Below are 18427 nucleotides of genomic sequence, written 5' to 3'. Positions count from 1 at the left end.
TGGGTCTGCCGAACGGGACGAGATTGAGGCCAGGTGCCGGTAGGCTGCGATGAATCGCCACGCCCGCCAGCCTGCCCGTGCCAGTCATCCGCTCGTCTGGAGTCGCCCGAGGAACTCCGTCAGCAGCTCCACCGTGCGAGCGCGCTTGTCGTGGTGCAGATTGTGTCCGGAGCCGTCGACATGCACCAGCTTGCCGTTCCTCATCACGCTCGCGGCTCTCAGATTGGCCTCGCGGACCTCAGGCGGCGCATCGGCCTTGAGGATGAGGGCCGGCGCGGTGATCCTCGCCAGAGCATCCTCGATCGCCATCGTTCCTCGCATGGCTTGCATCTGGGCCGCCGAATAGGGCCCGTGATACTGTTTCTTGGACAGTGCCCAATATTGGCAGTCCGTCGGGTCCCACATCCTGTTCTGCCGGCCGCACGCCGCGAGCAGATCCTCGAACGAGTCATTGTTCTGCGCGACCAGTGTTTCCGGCGTGCCGAACATGCTCACCGAGCCGGGGCGCCGTGCAGGCGCCGCGCCTCCGGCACTCGCGCCTGCCGGCCGTCCGGGAACGCCTGCCGGGAGACGGCCGAGCAAGGGATCGAGCATGATCACCGCGCGCGGCAGGTCCGGATACTCCGCGCCCAGCCGCATCACGGTGGCTGCGCCCATCGAATGGCCCATCAGGATAGGCTTGTCGAAGCTCATGGCACGCATGAAGCCCACCACGTCCTTGACGAGCGTATCGCCGGTGTCGGCGTCGGTGAACGGATCGGACAGCCCGTGCCCGCGCGCGTCCAGCATATAGATGTCGTAGGAGGCCTGAAGCTCTTCGGTCAGCGTGGTCCACGAAAGTCCGTTATCCGTGACTCCGTGAACCATGACGATGACCGGCTTTCCCGGTCGCGGAACCGCGCGATAGTAATGAATGCGGATTCCGTTCGCATACACGAACCCGTCCGACCATCCCTCCGGCACGCCCGGAGCCGAGGCCGCCAGCGCAGCGGATGCCAGCCAGGCACAAGCCACCGCAATCAAAAGTCTGATCACTCGCAAGTTCATGGTGCCACCCTCCGAATGCCCTTCAGATCCCGATCCCGGCTATCGCGTGGCTAGCCTCACCCGAAGGACCTGTGGAGCCGAGACGAAGTTGAGGCCCCAATCGGTCTCGTCCCCGTTCCAGATGCGGACGGGCTGGAAGCGTCCGTCGGCGAACTGCCCCTCCTCCACCCTCAGGAACTCCCAAGGGCGGCCGGCATCCTTGCCGGCGGGTTCGAACTCCAGCTTGGCGTAGAAGCCGGTGACGACGAACTCGTCCGGCCCGAGCTGCGCCACCAGCACGCGGCCGATCGGCGTATCGTTCCCCTTCGGATCGCCGCGCGGAGAGACCCCGAACCGGACCTTCGCCTTCCAGCGGCCCAGGGCGATTTCCGCAGGCGCCTTGTCTTCGGTCTCGATGGCAGCATGGACCCTGCCTTCGAACGCCCATTGCGCCATCTCGCGCATCATCGGTCCGATGGCGCGGTAGCTCATCGCCAGCTGCTGCAGGTCGGCCTCGCCGAGCCGCGACGCGCCGGGCGGATCGGCGGCGAGCACGGTATAGTCGACGCCGAAGGGGGCATAGCCGATCGCCCCCCTGGCGATCGCCGCATAGAAGAAGCGCGCATAAGGGGCGGCGGAGATCGTTTCCGGGATGAACAGCGGATTGTCCGGCCGGCGATACTGGTCCATCACCGGAAGCACCTTCGCCGGCGGCTGGTAGATGTCGGGTGCGAGCACGTCGAGCGACGGCGCCGCGGCCTTCCAGATGTGCAGCATGTTATGGGTCGGCCCGCCGAACTCGTAGCCGGGCGTGCGGCCGGTCTGCAGCGGATCCTTGAGCGCGGCGTTGGCATAGAGCGGCAGCGGGTAGATCGCCTTCCCCGCCGCGGCGACCTGCTCGATGTAGTGCGCCACGGACCAGGCGTGGAAGGTCTCGTCCGCGTCGTCGCCGAACACGGCCTGCCAGCTCTTTCCGCGGTCGGCGGTGCGGCCGATGGCGCGGAGCAGCGGCTCCGGCACCGCGGCCTGGAACAGCCGCTCCGCGGCCGGCGAGAAGTCGCGCACCGACCCCCAGCTGCCGGGCTCGTTCTGGACCTGAACCATGATCACGGTGCGTTGCGGGTCCGCCTGGCGCAGATGCCGCATGAAGGCGGAGAAAGCCTTGGTGTCGGCCTCCAGCGCTTCCTTCGAGTGAGGCGAAGGGGAATCGACCGCCTTGCCGTCGCGGCCGACGATGTTGGGAAAGCGCCGGGGCTCGCGCTTCATCCATTCGGGCCGGTAATGTGCGCTGCCGTTCTTCCACGTGCCGAACCACAGCAGCACCAGCCGGACGTCGTTCCGCCGCGCCTCGGCGATCAGCGTGTCGACCACGCCGAAATCGAACCGGCCGGGCTGCGGCTCGATCTGCTCCCAATAGACCGGCAGCTCGACCGTGTTGACGCCGAGATACTTCATCGCCGGCCACACCTTCGGCAGCATCCCCGGCCAGGCGCTCGAGTTGTGCGCCTGGGCGCCGATGATGAGGAACGGCTTGCCGTCGACGAGGAGGGCGTGACCGCCGTCCTGGGACACGATCTTCGGGATCGGCTGCACCTGCTGCGTCTGCGCCGGAGCCGGCGGTGCCGTCAGCGCGAGCAGCGACAGGATCAGGCACAGGATGGGATGCGGCCCCGTCGGCCGATGTCGAGCTTTCATGCGGCTTCCTGCTTTACGGCGGCACAATGGCGGGCGATGAAATCCTCGTGCGTCGGCATCGCCGCGGCGGTCCGGGCGATGACGTGGCGCAGGTGCTGCAGGAAACGCGCACTCTCCGCGACCGGCAGCGCGTGGACCAGCGGGTCGAAAGACTGGGGGATCACATTCTGCCCCATCAGCACCGCGATCCAGCTGTCCTCGGTGAACAGGTCGCCCTGCTCGCGGAAGATGCGCGCCTTGCCGCGCCACAGCTCGATCCGCTCCGCCAGGCTGTCGGGGATCGGCATCGTCCGGCAGTGGTTCCAGAAATCGGAATCGTCGCGCTCGGTGGCGTGATAGTGGAGGACGACGAAGTCGCGGACCTGCTCATATTCGCGGACCAGCCAGCGGTTGTATTCGTCGATCTCGCGCTGCGCGAAGCCGCTGTCGGGGAACAGCGCCATCAGGCGGGTGATGCCCGACTGGATGAGATGGATGCTGGTCGATTCCAGCGGCTCGATGAAGCCGGCGGCCAGCCCGATCGCGACGCAGTTCCGGTCCCACAGGCGCTCGCGCCGCCCAGCGACGAAGCGCAGCCGGCGCGGCTCGGCCATCGGCGCACCGTCCAGCCCTTCGAGCAACACCTGCTCCGCCTCAGCGTCGCTCAGATGCGCGCTCGAATAGACATGCCCGTTGCCCACGCGATGCTGCAGCGGAATGCGCCAGCGCCATCCGGCCTTGCCCGCCGTGGCCCGGGTATAGGGAGGAGCCGCGCCCGCACGCGCGCTCGGCACGGCGATGGCGCGGTCGCACGGCAGCCAGTGCTGCCAGCTGCGGTAGGGTACGCCCAGCGTTCCGCCGAGCAGCATCGACCGGAAGCCGCTGCAATCGACGAAGAGCTCGCCGCCGATCGCGCGGCCGTCCTCCAGCTTCACGGCGGTGATGAAGCCGCTGGCCGGGTCCTGCTCGACGGCGACGATCTTCCCTTCGATCCGCGTGACGCCGCCGTCCTCGGCGAAGCCGCGCAGGAAACGGGCATAAAGGCCGGCGTCGAAATGGAAGGCATAGCTGAGCGACGACAGCACCGCTGCGGGATCGGACGACGGGCGGGCGAACCTCCCCATCCGCGCCGCGACCGTCGCCAGCGAATAATCGCCGATCGGCCCGACGTCGCCGGCCGCGCCGGGCAAGCGCGACTGGCGCAGCCAGATCTGGTGGAACTCCACCCCCTCCGCATCGCGGCCGATCGTGCCGAACGGATGGATGTAGCGATCGCTCTCCCTGCCCCAGCCGACGAGCTCGATGCCCAGCTTGAACGTCGCCTGCGTCGCGCGGACGAACGCGTCCTCGTCGATCCCCAGGGAACGGTTGAAATCGAGCAGCGGCGGGATAGTGGCCTCGCCGACGCCGACCGTGCCGATCTCGTCGGATTCGACCAAAGTCACCGACACGCCGGCCGCAGTCAGCCGCGACAGCGCCGCCGCCGTCATCCAGCCGGCCGTGCCGCCGCCGACGATGACGACCCGGGTGATTGGCGGCGCCGGACTCTCGCCGGTCATGCCGCAGCGGCCCGCGGCCCGAAACCGCGCGTCCGGGCATAGTCGACGAGCTCGCGGTTCGACGGCAGGTTGGCGATCGCGAACTGCGCCTGGCGAGCGACTTCTGCGAAGGCGGCGCGCGCCTCGTCATGATAGCGGTAGAGTCCGGCGCGGTCGCTGAGGTCGGTCTTCCAGCCCATGCCGTAGAGCACATATTGCCAGCTCGGCTCGGTGAAGATGTCGATGTTGGTATCGACGTCGATCTCGGTCGGCGGACGGAAGCGCCAGCGGTCGAGCAGGTCGAGCAGGCTGTCGGGGATCGTCGCGGGATCGACATTGTCGCGCCAGAAGGCGGTGTCGCGGCGCTCGGAGATGCAATAGTGCAGCTTGATGAAGTCGAGCGCGCGCTCGTAGCGGCGACGCATGATCGCGTTGAACTGCCGCGCCGAGGTCTCATAGTCGCCGCCCCAGGGGAAGAGATTGGCGACCATCGCCGCCGCCACCTCGGACAGGATGATGCCCGTCGACTCGAGCGGCTCGAAGAAGCCGCTGGAGAGGCCGATCGCGACGCAGTTCCTGTGCCAGCTGGTCTCGCGATAGCCGGCGTCGAAACGGAACTTGCGGACCTCCAGCCCCTCCGCCGCGGGGCCGTTGTAGGCGCGCAGCAATGCTTCCGCCTGCGCGTCGTCGGTATGATCGGAGGAATAGACGTGGCCGGTGCCGCGGCGCTTGTCGAGGCCGATGTCCCAGGTCCAGCCGGCCTCCTGCGCGGTCGAAATGGTGTAGGAGGCGATCGGGTGATCCGGCCGCGGATAGGGCACCTGCATCGCGACCGCGCTGTCGCAGAACAGCACCTTGCGGCACGAGCGGTAGGGCATGCCGAGCGCCTTGCCGATCAGCTCGGCGCGAAAGCCCGTGCAGTCGATGTAGAGGTCGGCATCGAGCAGGCCGTTCGCCTCGGTCCGCACGCCGGCGATGCTCCCCTCCCCGTCCACCAGCACCTCGGTGACGGTGTCGACGAGATGCTGCACCCCGTTCGCGATCCCCTGGTCGCGCAACAGCTCCGCGAGCGTGACCGCGTCGAAGTGGAAGGCATAGTTGAGCGGCCCGACGAAATCGGGGTGCGACGGCAGCTTGGGCGCGCGATGCGCATCCGCCGCCTTCTTCTGCGGCGTGTTGACCTCGTCCCAGTTCTGGTCGCCCGCGACGCCGAGCAGCCAATAGGGAAGCAGGTCAAGCCCGTTATGGTTCTCCGTCACCTGGAAGGAATGAAGATAATGGTCCGGACCGCCCGCGCCGGGCGGACGGCGCCAGTGGACGAACTTGGCGCCCTGCTTGAAGGTCGCGCCGCACCGCCGCACCATCTCGGCCTCGTCGACGCCGATCGTAGCCAGCGTCCGGCGGATGGTCGGGAAGGTCCCCTCCCCGACCCCGAGGATGCCGATCGCCTGCGATTCGACCAGCCGGATCGAGACGCCGCCGGGCAGGTCGGCGCTCAGGCGCTTCGCCAGATAGCCGGCGGTCAGCCAGCCCGCGGTGCCGCCGCCTACGATCAGAACGCGTTTCGCCATCGCACCCGTGCCTCAGCGATATCCGGCCACCGGCAGGGGGACCTTCCGGTGGCCGGCCCCCTTTTCCTAGAACGCCAGGCTGATCCCGGTGCTGATGCGCCGATCGGCCTGGAACCAGCTGCGTCCCTTCAGCGCGCCGCCGGGATAGCCGCCCATCAAGGTGCGCTGCATCGAATTGGTCAGGTTGGTGCCCTGGACGTTGAACGAGAAGTTCTCCGTCACCCTGAACCTGACGCCGGCCTCCAGCTGCCCGTAGTTGGCGCCATAGATCGGCAACGCGATCTGGGTCGGCGTGGAAACGCCGGGCGCGGAATAATATTGATAGGTCGGGTTGGTGCCGTTGCTGTTGGTCGTCTGCAGGTAGCGCGAGCGCCAGGAGTAAGCGATACGGGCAGAGACGGCCTTGCGCTCGTACAACAGTACGGCATTGAAGTTGTGCTTCGATAGCCCCACCAGCGGCGCGTCGCTGTGGGTCACGCCGTTGATGTCGCGATACGTGTCTCCAGGATTCTTGCTGTCGACGTAGGTGTAGTTGCCCTCGAAGCCGAGCCCGCTGAGCAATCCCGGCAACATATCGAAGAAGATGCGCCCGCCGACCTCGACGCCCTTGACCGTCGCGGCCTTGGACGAATTGCTATAATCGGTGGCGGCGACGCTCGCGTTTTCGGTGGTTCCGTCCGCAAAGATGAATGTCACGTCACGCTGCGTCAGCGAATAGATCGGCAGGTTGGTCAGACGCTTGTAGAACGGCGCCAGATGGAACGACGTGCCGGCGCTGGGATAATATTCGAACGACAGGTCGAAATTGTTCGACAGGGCCGGCTTGAGGAGCGGGTTCCCCGTGTCGGCCGTGAAATTGGTGAAGATATTCGGCAGATTGCTTCCACCGGGATTGCCGATCGTCGCCGCGCCGATCGAGCCTGACGCGCGCAACGCCTGGAACGTCGGCAGGTCGAGCGTGATGTTGTAGCCGAAGCGAATCTTGGCGTTGTCGGCCAGCGCATAGTCGAAGTTGATCGACGGCAGGACGCGGGTGAACGACGCCTTGCCGCCGCGCGGGACCGCCACGTTGAGGAGCGTCTGCGTCTGGCCGTTGCGGATGAACGTTGCGGCATTCTGCTGGACGAAGCCGCTCCCCTCGTTCCTGATGTGAACGACGCGCGCGCCGACATTGCCCGAGAGGCGGATGGCATCGGATCCGAACCGCACGAGCGCATAGCCCGCGTAAGTCTTGGTCTCGTTGTCCACCCGATCGATCGGCAGCACGAAACCGATGGGGCGGATGCCTGCAAAACCGCCATAGCCGGTCTGTGGCAGCGGACCGGCTGCCGAACAGTCGTTCCATAGAGGATTCGGCGCCGTGTCGGTCGGCGGCGAACCGCAGAAACCCGCGGGCGGCGAGGCCGTCAGCTCCGCACGGTCGAAGCGGCGGACGAGCGCGTCGGTCGGGAACATCAGGTTCGCCGGCAGCGCCGCCTGGCCATGGAAGAAGTTCTTGAAGACGTGGAGCTCGACGTCGCCTGGTGCGGCGTTCGCATAGGTCAGCTGCGGATCGCCATTCCAGCCGCGGCCCAGCGCCGCCCAGTTATAGCCATTGTTGAAATCGCGCTCGGTCCGCTTGGCCGCGCGGCCGCCGACCTTGATCGATTTGAAGAAGCTGTCCTCGAACTTGTACTCGAGATCGAGGTTGGCCGAATCCAGCCGGCCGCTATTATCTTCCTGGTGCGGCATCGACGCCGCCCAGAAATAGCTGGCGGGATTGTCGAATCTCGCCTGTGAACCCGCGGGCATGGTGACGACCGGCAGATCGCCGCTCAGGTCGAACCCGAAGCCCGCCGGGAACTGGACGTCACGGAACACGTCCATGCGGTCGGAAATCTGGCTCGAATCGACGCGCTGAATGGCGCCCTTGATCGAAAGCGGGCTATCCGTCGGCGACCAGTCGAAGCTCAGCGAATAATCCTTGGTGGTCGTCTTACTGGCATAGGCGCCCTTGTTGCCGCCGGTCGTGATCAGGCCGGCCGGCAGGAACGTCGATTGATCGCGATTGAACAGCAGCGGGGTCGAGACCAACATGTTGTTCTCGTCGAACTCGCTGGTCGCCGGATCGACCGCCAGCGTCTGCGACGATACGAACGCCCCCCAGTCGCCCGACCGGTTCTTGTAGCGCGACTGGAAGAAGGTGCCAGTGAAGGTCAGCGCATCCGATGGCGCCCACTGCACGGCGCCGTAGATGCCTGTGCGGGTGCGCTGGAACTGCTCCTCGCCATAGGTATAGCCGCCCGGAATATAATAGTCGGCGCCCGAGATGCGCTGCCGGAAATAGGGCTCCACGCGGAAAAAGTGCGAATTGGAGCTGAGACGGCTGTACGCCAGATCGCCGAGGAAGCCGATGTCGCCGATCGGGGTCGACCAGCGCTTCGAGACCAGGATGGAGCCCGACGGATCGGCCTTGCGCGCGAGGTCGCCCATGCTGAGGTCACCGGTCGCGGCAACGTGGAAGCCCTCGTCGCGGTAATCGAAGGGCACCTTGGTGCGCAGGTCGATCTGGCCACCCGTGCCGCCCTCGATCAGGTCCGCGGTCGATGCCTTGTAGACGTCGACCGCCGCCATCAGCTCCGGCGTGACGTCGGCGAACTGCAGCGAGCGCCCGTTGTTCGCGCTGAAGATCTCGCGGCCGTTGAGCCGTGAGGCGACGCCGGTCAGACCGCGCACCTGGATGCCCGTTCCCTCGACCGAATAGTGATCGGGGTCGTTGAGCGCGGCGAAGCGCACGATGGTGACGCCGGAAACGCGCTGCAGCACCTCGGTGATCGAATTGTCCGGGAGCTTGCCGGCGTCGTCGGCGACGACCGAGTCGATGATGGTCTCGCTCCGGCGCTTGCGCTCGTCGGCGGCCTCCAGCGCCGCGCGGCGTCCCGTGACAACGATGTCATCACGAGGCGCGCTTTGGTCGCTCTGCGCCGAATCACCCGAATCACTCTGCGGTGGTGTCTGAGCCTGGCTCGCCGCGGCCGCTTCGTCCGAGACGGCGGCCCAGGCCGGCAATGCGATCCCCATTGCGGCCAAAGCGGCGAGTGAAACACCGCGCCTAACCGTCTGACGCGCCTTCTGCCGATGCGTAGATGTCATCTTTCGATCCCCTCTCCCGAATATGCGGACATGGCCTGTCCGCGTGGCCTCACACCTTCTACGTGTGTGAGCGCTCACACTGATCTTATTATTCCTACCGCCCGCGCCTGGCAATAGCGATATTGTCATGCAATTCCAGGCGTGGGCTGAGGAAGTCGTTGACTTATCGACTACATTTGTAGCCGAACTTTTGCCCACCGCACCCGGTGAACTGGTGGCCTCGTCGAGGTTATTAGCAACGCATGTGTTTACGCTAACCTATGGTCCGGACTCTGGCTTGGAATTTTCCGGCCAAGGCCGCAGGCCTGCCGAGCAACTACCGGCCGGGGCCCGCTCCCATGACCCGTACCAGCGAATCGACGCCCTGACCGGTCGGCAGCTTGCCGGAGCCGGTCAGCCGCTTCGCGCGCTCGTCCCACCTGAGGTCGGCGGACCGGCCGGCGCCCTTCCGATAGTCGTTCGTCACGCCGTCATCGTCGTAGATTGTGAAGGTCGCGTCCGCCCCCGGATAGACCCGGATCTCGCTGAGCGGCTGGCGCGCCGCGGTGTTCGGCACGTCGGCGCCGAGCGGCACGATCGATCCGGCGCGGACGAACAGCGGGATACGGTCGATCGGCGCCGCCGCATCGATCCACTGCCCGCCCGGATGCCGCTCGTTGGTCCACCAGTCGTACCAGTCGGTTCCGGCGGGCAGGTAGACGCGGCGGCTGGTCGCGCCCTGATCGAGCACCGGCGCGACCAGGAAGGCCGGGCCGAACATATATTGATCGGATATCGCCGCGACATTGGGATCGCCGGGGAAATCCATGAACAGCGCCCGCATGAACGGCGCGCCGGTGCGGTAGGTCCCGTATCCGAGCGAATAGAGATAGGGCATGAGCCGGTAGCGCAGCTTGAGGAAATCGGCGAGGATCGGCTCCGCCGCCTTGCCATATTCCCAGATCGCGGTCGCGGGGCGCTGCCCGTGGATGCGCAGCGTCGGCGTGAAGCTGTTGAGCTGGAACCAGCGGACGAACAGCTCGGGATAGTCGCGATAGGAAGGGGACATCGCCGTCGCCCCCGCCGGATCGACCAGCACCGGCCGCTGCGCCTCGGGTCCGTTCGGCCACTGCCACCCGCCCGTGTCGCTGCTGGTATAGGCGATGCCGCTCGCCGCCATGTTGAGGTTGGCGGGCACCTGCCGCCGCAATGCCTCCCAGGTGGACTGGACGTCGGAGGTCCAGAAGATCGCGCCCGACGCCTGCGCCCCGAGATAGGCCGCGCGGGCGAGGATCAGGTTGCGGAAGCCCGGCCGATCCTTCGCCGACCCTTCCGCCACGCCCGCGGTGTGGACCAGCGGATAGAGGTTGTAATAGCGGTCGCCCGAGCCGACCGAATAGAAATAGCCGGACGGGACAAGGTCGGGCTCGGTCTCGTCGAGCCAGAACCAGTCGAAGCCCTGGCTCGCCAGATTGTCGCGGATCTTCCCCCAGAACCAGCCGCGCGCCTCCGGGTTGGTGCTGTCGAGCAGCGCACCGGCGCGGTCGGAGCGTACCGCCAGGCCGTCGACCGGATCGCCGTCCTTGTCCTTGAGGAACCACCCGCGCGCGGCGAGCATGTTGTAATAGCGGCTCTCGCGCTCGAACCGGGGCCACACCGACAGGATCGAGTGCATCCCGGCATCGTGCAATTGCCGGTTCATCGCCGCGGGATCGGGGAAGGCATTGCGGTCGATGTCGAGCTGCCCCATCCGCGTCCAGGAGAACCAGTCGAGCACCATCACGTCGAGCGGATAGCCGCGCTTGCGATATCCCTCGGCAATGCCGAGCAGCTCGGCCTGGGTCTCGTAGCGCGCCTTCGACTGGATGAGCCCGAACGCCGCCTTGGGCGGCAGCGGCGTCGCGCCGGTCAGCTTGGCGTAGCCGGCATAGAGATCGTCGGCGGACTTGCCGGTGATGACGAAGAAGGAGACGCGCTCTCCCACCTCCGACTGGAAATGCGTGCGGTTGTGCAGGCCGGGGAAAACGGTGGTCACCGACGGGTTGTCCCACACGATCCCATAGCCCTTGTCCGTCACCAGGAACGGGACGCACACGGTCTCGCCGGCCGGGGCGTCGTAATAGTGGCGACAATCGATCGTGCGGCCGCGCAGGTCGAGGATGCCCTCCTGGTTCTGGCCGAGGCCGTAGTAATGCGTGCCGGGGGTATCGCCGAAGCTCGCGCCGACGCGGAACGTCGCCTCGCCGTTCACCTTGTGGGGCGCCATCTCCCAGCCCCCCATGCGGGTGACCTCGCGCCCGTCGGCGCCGCGGATCACGATCGAGACGGGCGGGAGCGACGGCGCGAAATAGCGCTCCATCTGCGTGGGCGGCTTGGGCCAGGGCTGCGCCGCGACCGTGACCGACAATGCCGGCGAGCTGTAGGTGTCGCCCTCGGCATCGGCGCGATGGGTCCACCCGCCCGCGTCTGGCTTCGCGCTGATGCCATAGCCCGCGCCCGCCGCGACCTCCTTGGGATCGAGCGCGATCGTCACATGCACGATGTTGGGCGCATAAGGCTCGACCGCGACGATGCTGCCGTTGCGATCGACCGTGCCCAGCGACTGCGCTGCGGCAGGGCTGGCAATCGCCAGGATCGTGCTGGCGACAAGAATGCGGCGCAACGTCATGACATCTCCCCTAGTCGGATCGCCGGAGCGCGACTTTGGTCGCAACGCCCCTTTCCTCTTTCGATGTGTTAGCGCTATCCTACCTGTCCGCGCACCGTCAAGGCGCGGCGGGCACCGGGAGAGGGAGAGGCGATGAAGGGGCGGTTTGCCTTCGCGGTTGGGGCGGGAATCCTGCTGGCCGTCACGGCCGTCCAAGCCTCGTCCGAGCCGGTCGAATCGGTGCCCTACAACTGGCGCAATGCGGTGGTCGGCGGCGGCGGCTTCGCGCCCGGGATCGTCTTCAGCCCCGTCGAAAGAGGATTGGCTTACCTCCGCACCGACATGGGCGGCGCCTATCGCTGGGATACCAGGGCCGGGCGCTGGATCCCCCTCCAGGACGATCAGGCAATCTCGAGCTACATGGGGATCGAGAGCATCGCCCCCGATCCCGTCGATCCCGACATCGTCTATCTCGCAGCGGGAATGAGCAAGCGCGGCGAGGCGGCAATCTTCCGCTCCGCAGATCGCGGCGCGCATTGGCGGATCGTGCCCGTGCCCTTCGCGATGGGCGGCAACGAGGACGGCCGCGGCCTCGGCGAGCGGCTCGCGATCGACCCGCATCGGCACGAGACCTTGCTCTTCGGATCGCGGCACGATGGATTGTGGCGCAGCGACGATTCGGGAGCGCGCTGGGAGCGAGTGGCGAGCTTCCCGCGACCGGGCCTCGGCAAGCCGGCCGAGCGCCGCGCGACCAATGGCGGACTCTCGTTCGTGCTGTTCGACCCCGCGCATCGCGGACGCCTGTTCGTCGCGAGCGCCGATCGCGGCGGCCCGCACCTGTTCCGCTCCGACGACGGCGGCGTCCGCTGGGCAGCGGTCGCGGGCGGCCCGACCGAGGACCTGCTGCCGGTCAAGGGCGCCATCGGCCGCGACGGCGTCCTCACCATCACCTATTCGAATGGCATCGGGCCGACCGGCATCACGCGCGGCGCCGTCTGGCGCTACGACCCCGCCGCCGATCGCTGGGCCAACGTGACGCCGGAGCGCGGCGCCGGTGCACCGCCGGGCGGCTACATGGGGGTAGCAGTATCGGCGCAGGACCCGAAGGTGATCGCGGTCAGCACGGTCAACCGCTACAAGCCGATCGATACCGTTTGGCGTTCGACCGACGCGGGGAAGCATTGGAACGAGCTGTGGCGCCGCAGCGAGCGCGACGTCCGGGCGACGCCGTTCCTCGATCTCGACGGCAAGGCCGATTTCGGACACTGGATCGCGGGGCTGGCGATCGATCCGTTCGACGACAGTCATGCCGCCTATGTCACCGGCGCGACGCTCTATGCGACGCACGGCTTCGGCGGCCGCGGGACAATGCTGTGGCGGCCGTGGACGAGGGGTATCGAGCAGACCGCGATCATCACGCTGACGAGTCCGACCGGCGGCGCGCCGCTCGTCTCGGGCTTCGGCGACATCGCGGGATTCCGCCACGACGACCTCACGGTCTCGCCGCCCCATGTGCACCGCAATCCCTATCTCACCAACACCAACACGCTCGATTATGCCGGGCTCGCGCCAGCGGTCATGGTGCGCAGCGGCAGCACGCACTCGCCGATCGTACCGGGCCCGTCGCTGGCCTGGTCCGCCGATGGCGGTACGAGCTGGACGCCGCTGGCCACGCCGCCCTCGCAGCCTCGCGCCGACGGCAGCCCCAGCCCCGAGCAGACCGGCGATGCGGCGATCACCGTCTCGGCCGACGGCGCGACCTTCGTCGTGGAAACCGACCGGCCGATGCTGACCGCCGATCGCGGCCGCACCTGGCAGGCGATCGAGGGTCTGCCGAGCCGCACCCGCGTCACCGCAGACAAGGCCGATGCGCGGCGCTTCTACGCGATCGATTTCGCCGCCAACCGGATGCTGCGCAGCGACGACGGCGGCCGCAGTTTCCACGCCGTCCGGGGCGAGGGACTGCCCGCCGACCTCTCGGGCGCGCGCGTCACCTGGCGCGAGGCGCAGAACCCGCTGGTCGCGACACCGGGCGCTGCGGGCAGGCTCTGGCTGCGGGTCGGCGGCGACCTCTACCGCTCGGTCGATGCGGGCGAGCATTGGACGCGGACGGGGATCGGCCTCGACTGCGCCTATTATGGGCTCGGCCATCCTGCGCCCGGCAGCGACCTGCCGGCGATCTACGCGATCGGCCGGCGAGGTGGGCTCTACGCGATCTGGCGCTCGCTCGACGGCGGCACCCGCTGGCAGCGGATCAACGACGACCGCCACCAATGGGGCCTGCGCTTTCGCGTGATCTCCGGCGACCCGCGCCGGTTCGGGCGGGTCTACATCGGCACCGACGGGCGCGGGATCATCTACGGCGATCCGATCGGGAGGAAAGGACAATGACGATCAACAAGCTGCTAACCCTTTCGCTGGCGCTGGGCCTCGCCCTCGCCGAGCCCGCAGCCGCGCAGTCTGCGGAGGCCACCCCGATCCCCCAGCTCGTCACACGGGGCGGCCGTCATGCGCTGCTCGTCGACGGGGCGCCGTTCCTGATCCTCGGCGCGCAGGTCAACAACTCCAGCAACTATCCCGAGCCGCTGAGCACCGCTTGGCCGCTGCTCGACCGCATCCACGCCAACACGGTGGAGGTCCCGATCGCCTGGCAGCAGGTCGAGCCGGAGGAGGGGCGGTTCGACCTCTCCTTCCTGCAGAATTTGCTCGACCAGGCGCGCGCCCACGACAAGCGCGTCGTGCTGCTCTGGTTCGGCACCTGGAAGAACACCGCGCCAGGCTACATGCCGGCCTGGGCCAAGCTCGACAACAAGCGCTTCCCCCGCATGAAGGACCGCGCCGGCAAGGACCATTATGTCCACACGCCGCTCGCCCGCACGACCCTGGAGGCGGACAAGCGCGCCTTCGTCAAGGTCATGGAGTATCTGCGCGACCATGATCCGCAGAACACGGTGATCATGGTGCAGCCGGAGAACGAGGTCGGCAGCTATCGCCTGCCGCGCGACTACAGCGCCGCCGCAAACCGCCTGTTCGCACAGCCGATCCCGCCGGCGCTGGCGAAACGGATCGGCAAGGCCGGGACTTGGACACAGGCGTTCGGCGCGCAGGCCGACCGCGCGTTCAACACCTGGCATGTCGCCGCCTACGTCAACGAGATCGCGGCGGCCGGCAAGGCGGTGAAGCCGCTGCCGATGTACGTCAACGCGGCGCTGGCCGGGCCGTCCAACGTGCCCGACCCGGCCGGTGTCGCCAGCGGCGGGCCGCAGCAGGACGTGCTCGACATCTGGAAGGCGGCGGCGCCCGCGATCGACTTCGGCGCGCCCGACATCTACGACCGCGCGAGCGGCAACGTCGTCCAGTATCTCGACAAATATGCGCGGCCCGACAATGCCCTGATGGTCCCCGAGATCGGCAACGCGCGGGAGTTCGCGCGCTTCTTCTACGGCGCGATCGGCCGCGGTGCGATCGGCTTCGCGCCGTTCGGCATCGACGGCACCGGCTATTACAACTACCCGCTCGGCGCGAAGCAGCTCGACGAGGCGACGCTGGACGCCTTCGCGCTGCCCTATGCCGCGCTGTCCTCGATCATGCGCGACTGGGCGCGGATCGCGGCGGAGCGGCCGACCTGGGGCACATTCAAGCCCGACGACAGCGCGCCGCAGTCGGCCACCATGGGCGCCTGGACCGTCACCGCGACCTGGGGCGAATGGCAGTTCGGACAGAAGGACTGGACCTGGCTCAAGTCCGAGCCGCCCTCGTGGGCGACCGAGCCGGTCGGCGGCGTCGCGGTCGCGCAGCTGTCCGATGACGAGTTCCTGGTGGTGGGCGATCATGTGCGGGTCAGCTTCGCCGCCGCGCCGGGCACCGCGCCGAATGGCATGGTGGTCAGCGTCGAGGAAGGGCGCTTCGACCGGGGACGCTGGGTCGCGAGCCGGGTCTGGAACGGCGACCAGACCGATTACGGGATCAACCTGCTCGACCGGCCCCAGGTGCTCAAGGTGACGATGGGGCGCTACCGCTGAACGCCCACCGCCATTGCGTCTTCGAAAAGTCTCAGCATGATCGGTGAAGGTTCCATGGGAGAATAGGGTAACCATGTCCGCTCGGCTCGCCGCTTGGCTCTTGCTCGTCTTGGCGCCGATGAGCACTCCGGCCGCGGCCGGCGAGCGCGCCTTCGAAAAGGCGCTGGCCGACTTCCGCGCCCTGCACCGCGACGAAATGCGGCGCGCGGGCATCGTCGGAAGCAGCTTCTATCTCGTGCGCGACGGTCGTGTCGTCGTCGCCGACCCTCTCGGCCTGCAGGACCTGGATTCCAAAATTCCCGTGGATGCGCAGACGATCTTCCACTGGGCGTCCATCACCAAGACGATGACGGGAATCGCGATCATGCAACTGCGCGATCGCGGATTGTTGCAGCTGGATGATCCGATCGTCCGCTACGTACCAGAGCTTGCTCAGGTGCATAACCCCTTCGGTGATACGGGCGCGATCACGATCCGTCAGCTGATGAGCCACAGCGCCGGCTTCGGCGGCGCGACCTGGCGGTGGCGGGACCGCGACTGGCAGCCGTTCGAGCCGCCGAGCTGGGCACAGCTGGCGGCGATGCTTCCCTATACCGAGGTGAAGTTCCGGCCCGGCACGCGGTTCAGCTATTCCAATCCGGGCATCGTCTATCTCGGCCAGGTGATCGAACGGCTCTCTGGCGAGGATTTCGAGGTCTATGTCGACAAGAACATCCTGAGACCGCTCGGCATGAACTCGAGCTATTTCGATCGTACGCCCCCCTATCTTCTGCCGCACCGCTCGCACAGCTATCACATCCGCGACGGCAAGCGGATCGAGGCGCCGTTCGACGTCGATACCGGCGTGACGGTGTCCAACGGCGGGCTCAACGCGCCGCTGCCCGACATGGCGAGATATGTGGCCTTCCTGCTCGGCGATCCGAAACGCCAGGCCGACTATGACCTGGTTCTCAAGCGATCCTCGCTCGAGGAGATGTGGCGGCCGCAGATCGCTGCGGGCGAGGACTTCACCCAGGGCCGGATGGCGCCGACCACCTGGAGCGGCCTGTCCTTCTTCCTGGACCGGACCGACGGCATCCGCATCATCGGCCATAATGGCGACCAGAACGGCTTCCGCGCCTATCTGAGCCTATGCCCCGATCAGCACATGGGCACCCTGCTCGCCTTCAACACCGAGACGCGCGGTGTCGAGAACGATGCGTCGAACCGGGACACGGCGGAATCGCGCATCGCGCTCGCGACCGACAACCTGTGCAAGGCGGTGAGTACGCCAGGCGGGTGACTAGCGGGCGCGGAGCAACCGTCCGGACCTGCCGATCCGCTTGCCGCCCTCGAACGCAGGCCGGCCGTTCACCATCACCAGGTCGAACCCCTCGGCCATCGCGAAGGGATCGACATAGGTCGAGCGCGCCCGGACCTTGGCGGGATCGAAGAGGACGAGATCGGCCCTCGCACCGGCGCGGATCACGCCGCGGTCGGCAAGGCGCAGGATCTGCGCGGGATAGCCGGTCGACTTGCGCACCATCTCCTCGATCGAGAGCTTCCTGTCCCGCACGACATACTCCTCGATCAGCTTGGCATAGGTGCCGGTCGCGCGGGGATGGCGCATGCCCGGGCGGCCATCGGTCGAGAACGCGACATGCGGATCGAGCAGCAGCGTGTCCTGCAGCGCCTTGTCCATGGTGAAATGCGCGCCCGAGGCGCCTTCCGGCCCCAGCTTGATCAGGAAGTCGGCGAAGTGAAGCCCGGCCTCCCCGGCCGCCTGAGCGACGGTCTTGCCCGCATAGGGCTTGGTTCCCAACAGCAGCGCCTCCGGGCCGCCGCGGCGGATCATGCGCTTCTCCAGATAGTCGCGCAGCTCCTGCCGCCGCCCGGCGACGACCGCGGCATAATCGGTCGGCGGCAGCGCCCATTGCGGGAACAGCAGCTCGATCCCGGTATAACCGGCCTCATAGGGATATTCGTCGGCGGTGAGGTCGATCCCCTGTCGGCGCTTCTCGGCGAGGAAATCGAGCAGGGCGCGCGCCCGCTGCTCGCCTTTCCCGAACACGACCTTGAGATGCGAGATGTGCGGGCGCGCGGGCAGCGAGGAGGTGATCAGCTCGTCGATCGAGGCCTCGATCTCGTCGTCGTTCTCCGAGCGCATGTGGCTCATGACGACGCCGCCGTAGCGGCTCACCACGCGGCCGAGGTTGGTGAGCTCGGGCGTCTCGGAATAGATGCCGGGCACATATTCCAGGCCATAGGACAGGCCGAACGCGCCGGCACGCAGCTCGGTGTCGAGCTGCGCCGCCATGCGCGCGAGCCCCGCGGCATCGGGACGGCGCACCGAGTCCGGCACGCCGGCCGCGCGCCTCAATGTGCCGTGGGCCGCAAGCAGCGCGACGTTCACGTCGACGGGCGCGCGATCGATCGCCTGCATCCAGCGCCTGGGGTCGAGGTCCTTCCCGATCCTGGGACCGCTGCCGTCCACCCCGAGCGTGATCGTGGTGACACCCATCGCGAGGAAGGATTCGTACGATTCCTTCAGCGGATCGCCGTGGCTGTGCAGGTCGATGAAGCCCGGCGCGAGGATGCGCCCTTCGCCCGCGACGATCCGCGCACCCGATCCGGCTTCTCCGGCGGCCGGCGAGGTGATCCCGACGATCCGATCCCCCGCGACGAGCACGTCCGCCAACCGCGGCGGGACGCCCGTCCCGTCGACCAGCCTGACCTCACGGAACAGGGTCGCGCGTTCGGCTGCGCGACCCGGCAGGCTAGCCAGCCCTCCGGCCGCGATCGCACCGCCTACGAGCTGCCGTCGTGTCAGCTGCTGAGACATCCCCCTCTCCTACCTGG

10 protein-coding genes are annotated in these 18427 nt (G+C 67.5%); 3 read left to right on the top strand and 7 right to left on the bottom strand.

The features are described from left to right. Positions 1-84: 84 nt before the first annotated feature. The 6 genes from LZK98_RS10330 to LZK98_RS10305 all read right to left on the bottom strand — a co-directional run bounded on the left by LZK98_RS10330 (position 85) and on the right by LZK98_RS10305 (position 11588). Positions 85-1047 carry an alpha/beta fold hydrolase gene (locus LZK98_RS10330; RefSeq protein WP_233786470.1) on the bottom strand — a complete coding sequence of 321 codons (963 nt, stop codon included), beginning with the start codon at positions 1045-1047 and terminating at the stop codon, positions 85-87. Between the two features lie 39 nt (positions 1048-1086). Then, positions 1087-2721 (bottom strand): DUF5597 domain-containing protein, encoded by a 1635-nt coding sequence (locus tag LZK98_RS10325; RefSeq protein ID WP_233786469.1) that lies wholly within the window; start codon positions 2719-2721, stop codon positions 1087-1089. Continuing rightward, entirely contained in the window at positions 2718-4259 is a 1542-nt protein-coding gene (locus LZK98_RS10320; protein ID WP_233786468.1) for a tryptophan halogenase family protein, read from the bottom strand. The genes LZK98_RS10325 and LZK98_RS10320 overlap by 4 nt, the downstream gene beginning before the upstream one ends. Continuing rightward, a complete protein-coding gene (locus LZK98_RS10315; protein ID WP_233786467.1) occupies positions 4256-5809 on the bottom strand; it encodes a tryptophan halogenase family protein in 1554 nt (517 codons plus the stop codon). Before LZK98_RS10315 ends, LZK98_RS10320 begins: the two co-directional genes overlap by 4 nt. A gap of 66 nt (positions 5810-5875) precedes the next feature. After that, positions 5876-9019, bottom strand: coding sequence for a TonB-dependent receptor (locus LZK98_RS10310; RefSeq protein ID WP_233786466.1), 3144 nt, complete (start codon positions 9017-9019; stop codon positions 5876-5878). A gap of 238 nt (positions 9020-9257) precedes the next feature. Continuing rightward, positions 9258-11588 (bottom strand): glycoside hydrolase family 31 protein, encoded by a 2331-nt coding sequence (locus LZK98_RS10305; RefSeq protein ID WP_233786465.1) that lies wholly within the window; start codon positions 11586-11588, stop codon positions 9258-9260. Between the two features lie 132 nt (positions 11589-11720). On the opposite strand from LZK98_RS10305, the gene LZK98_RS10300 reads away from it, so the two are divergent. From LZK98_RS10300 to LZK98_RS10290, 3 genes are all read left to right on the top strand, one after another. Further along, entirely contained in the window at positions 11721-13958 is a 2238-nt protein-coding gene (locus LZK98_RS10300; RefSeq protein ID WP_233786464.1) for a beta propeller repeat protein, read from the top strand. Beyond that, positions 13955-15589, top strand: a complete 1635-nt coding sequence (locus tag LZK98_RS10295; RefSeq protein WP_233786463.1) for a DUF5597 domain-containing protein — start codon at positions 13955-13957, stop codon at positions 15587-15589. The genes LZK98_RS10300 and LZK98_RS10295 overlap by 4 nt, the downstream gene beginning before the upstream one ends. Before the next feature lie 118 nt (positions 15590-15707). Beyond that, positions 15708-16871 (top strand): serine hydrolase domain-containing protein, encoded by a 1164-nt coding sequence (locus tag LZK98_RS10290; protein WP_233786462.1) that lies wholly within the window; start codon positions 15708-15710, stop codon positions 16869-16871. Here LZK98_RS10290 and LZK98_RS10285 read toward each other — a convergent pair whose 3' ends face one another. Beyond that, a complete protein-coding gene (locus LZK98_RS10285; protein WP_233786461.1) occupies positions 16872-18410 on the bottom strand; it encodes an N-acyl-D-amino-acid deacylase family protein in 1539 nt (512 codons plus the stop codon). Positions 18411-18427: the final 17 nt, after the last annotated feature.

The sequence above is a fragment of the Sphingomonas cannabina genome (assembly GCF_021391395.1).
Classification (GTDB): domain Bacteria; phylum Pseudomonadota; class Alphaproteobacteria; order Sphingomonadales; family Sphingomonadaceae; genus Sphingomonas; species Sphingomonas cannabina.
Note: the sequence above shows the minus strand (reverse complement) of the source record. Positions and strands in the feature narration are given on the sequence as shown.

Excerpts from the sequence above, each read along its gene's own strand:
- LZK98_RS10330 (WP_233786470.1), bottom strand. The coding sequence starts at position 1,047 with ATGAACTTGCGAGTGATCAGACTTTTGATTGCGGTGGCTTGTGCCTGG.
- LZK98_RS10325 (WP_233786469.1), bottom strand. The coding sequence starts at position 2,721 with ATGAAAGCTCGACATCGGCCGACGGGGCCGCATCCCATCCTGTGCCTG.
- LZK98_RS10320 (WP_233786468.1), bottom strand. The coding sequence starts at position 4,259 with ATGACCGGCGAGAGTCCGGCGCCGCCAATCACCCGGGTCGTCATCGTC.
- LZK98_RS10315 (WP_233786467.1), bottom strand. The coding sequence starts at position 5,809 with ATGGCGAAACGCGTTCTGATCGTAGGCGGCGGCACCGCGGGCTGGCTG.
- LZK98_RS10305 (WP_233786465.1), bottom strand. The coding sequence starts at position 11,588 with ATGACGTTGCGCCGCATTCTTGTCGCCAGCACGATCCTGGCGATTGCC.
- LZK98_RS10300 (WP_233786464.1), top strand. The coding sequence starts at position 11,721 with ATGAAGGGGCGGTTTGCCTTCGCGGTTGGGGCGGGAATCCTGCTGGCC.
- LZK98_RS10295 (WP_233786463.1), top strand. The coding sequence starts at position 13,955 with ATGACGATCAACAAGCTGCTAACCCTTTCGCTGGCGCTGGGCCTCGCC.
- LZK98_RS10290 (WP_233786462.1), top strand. The coding sequence starts at position 15,708 with ATGAGCACTCCGGCCGCGGCCGGCGAGCGCGCCTTCGAAAAGGCGCTG.
- LZK98_RS10285 (WP_233786461.1), bottom strand. The coding sequence starts at position 18,410 with ATGTCTCAGCAGCTGACACGACGGCAGCTCGTAGGCGGTGCGATCGCG.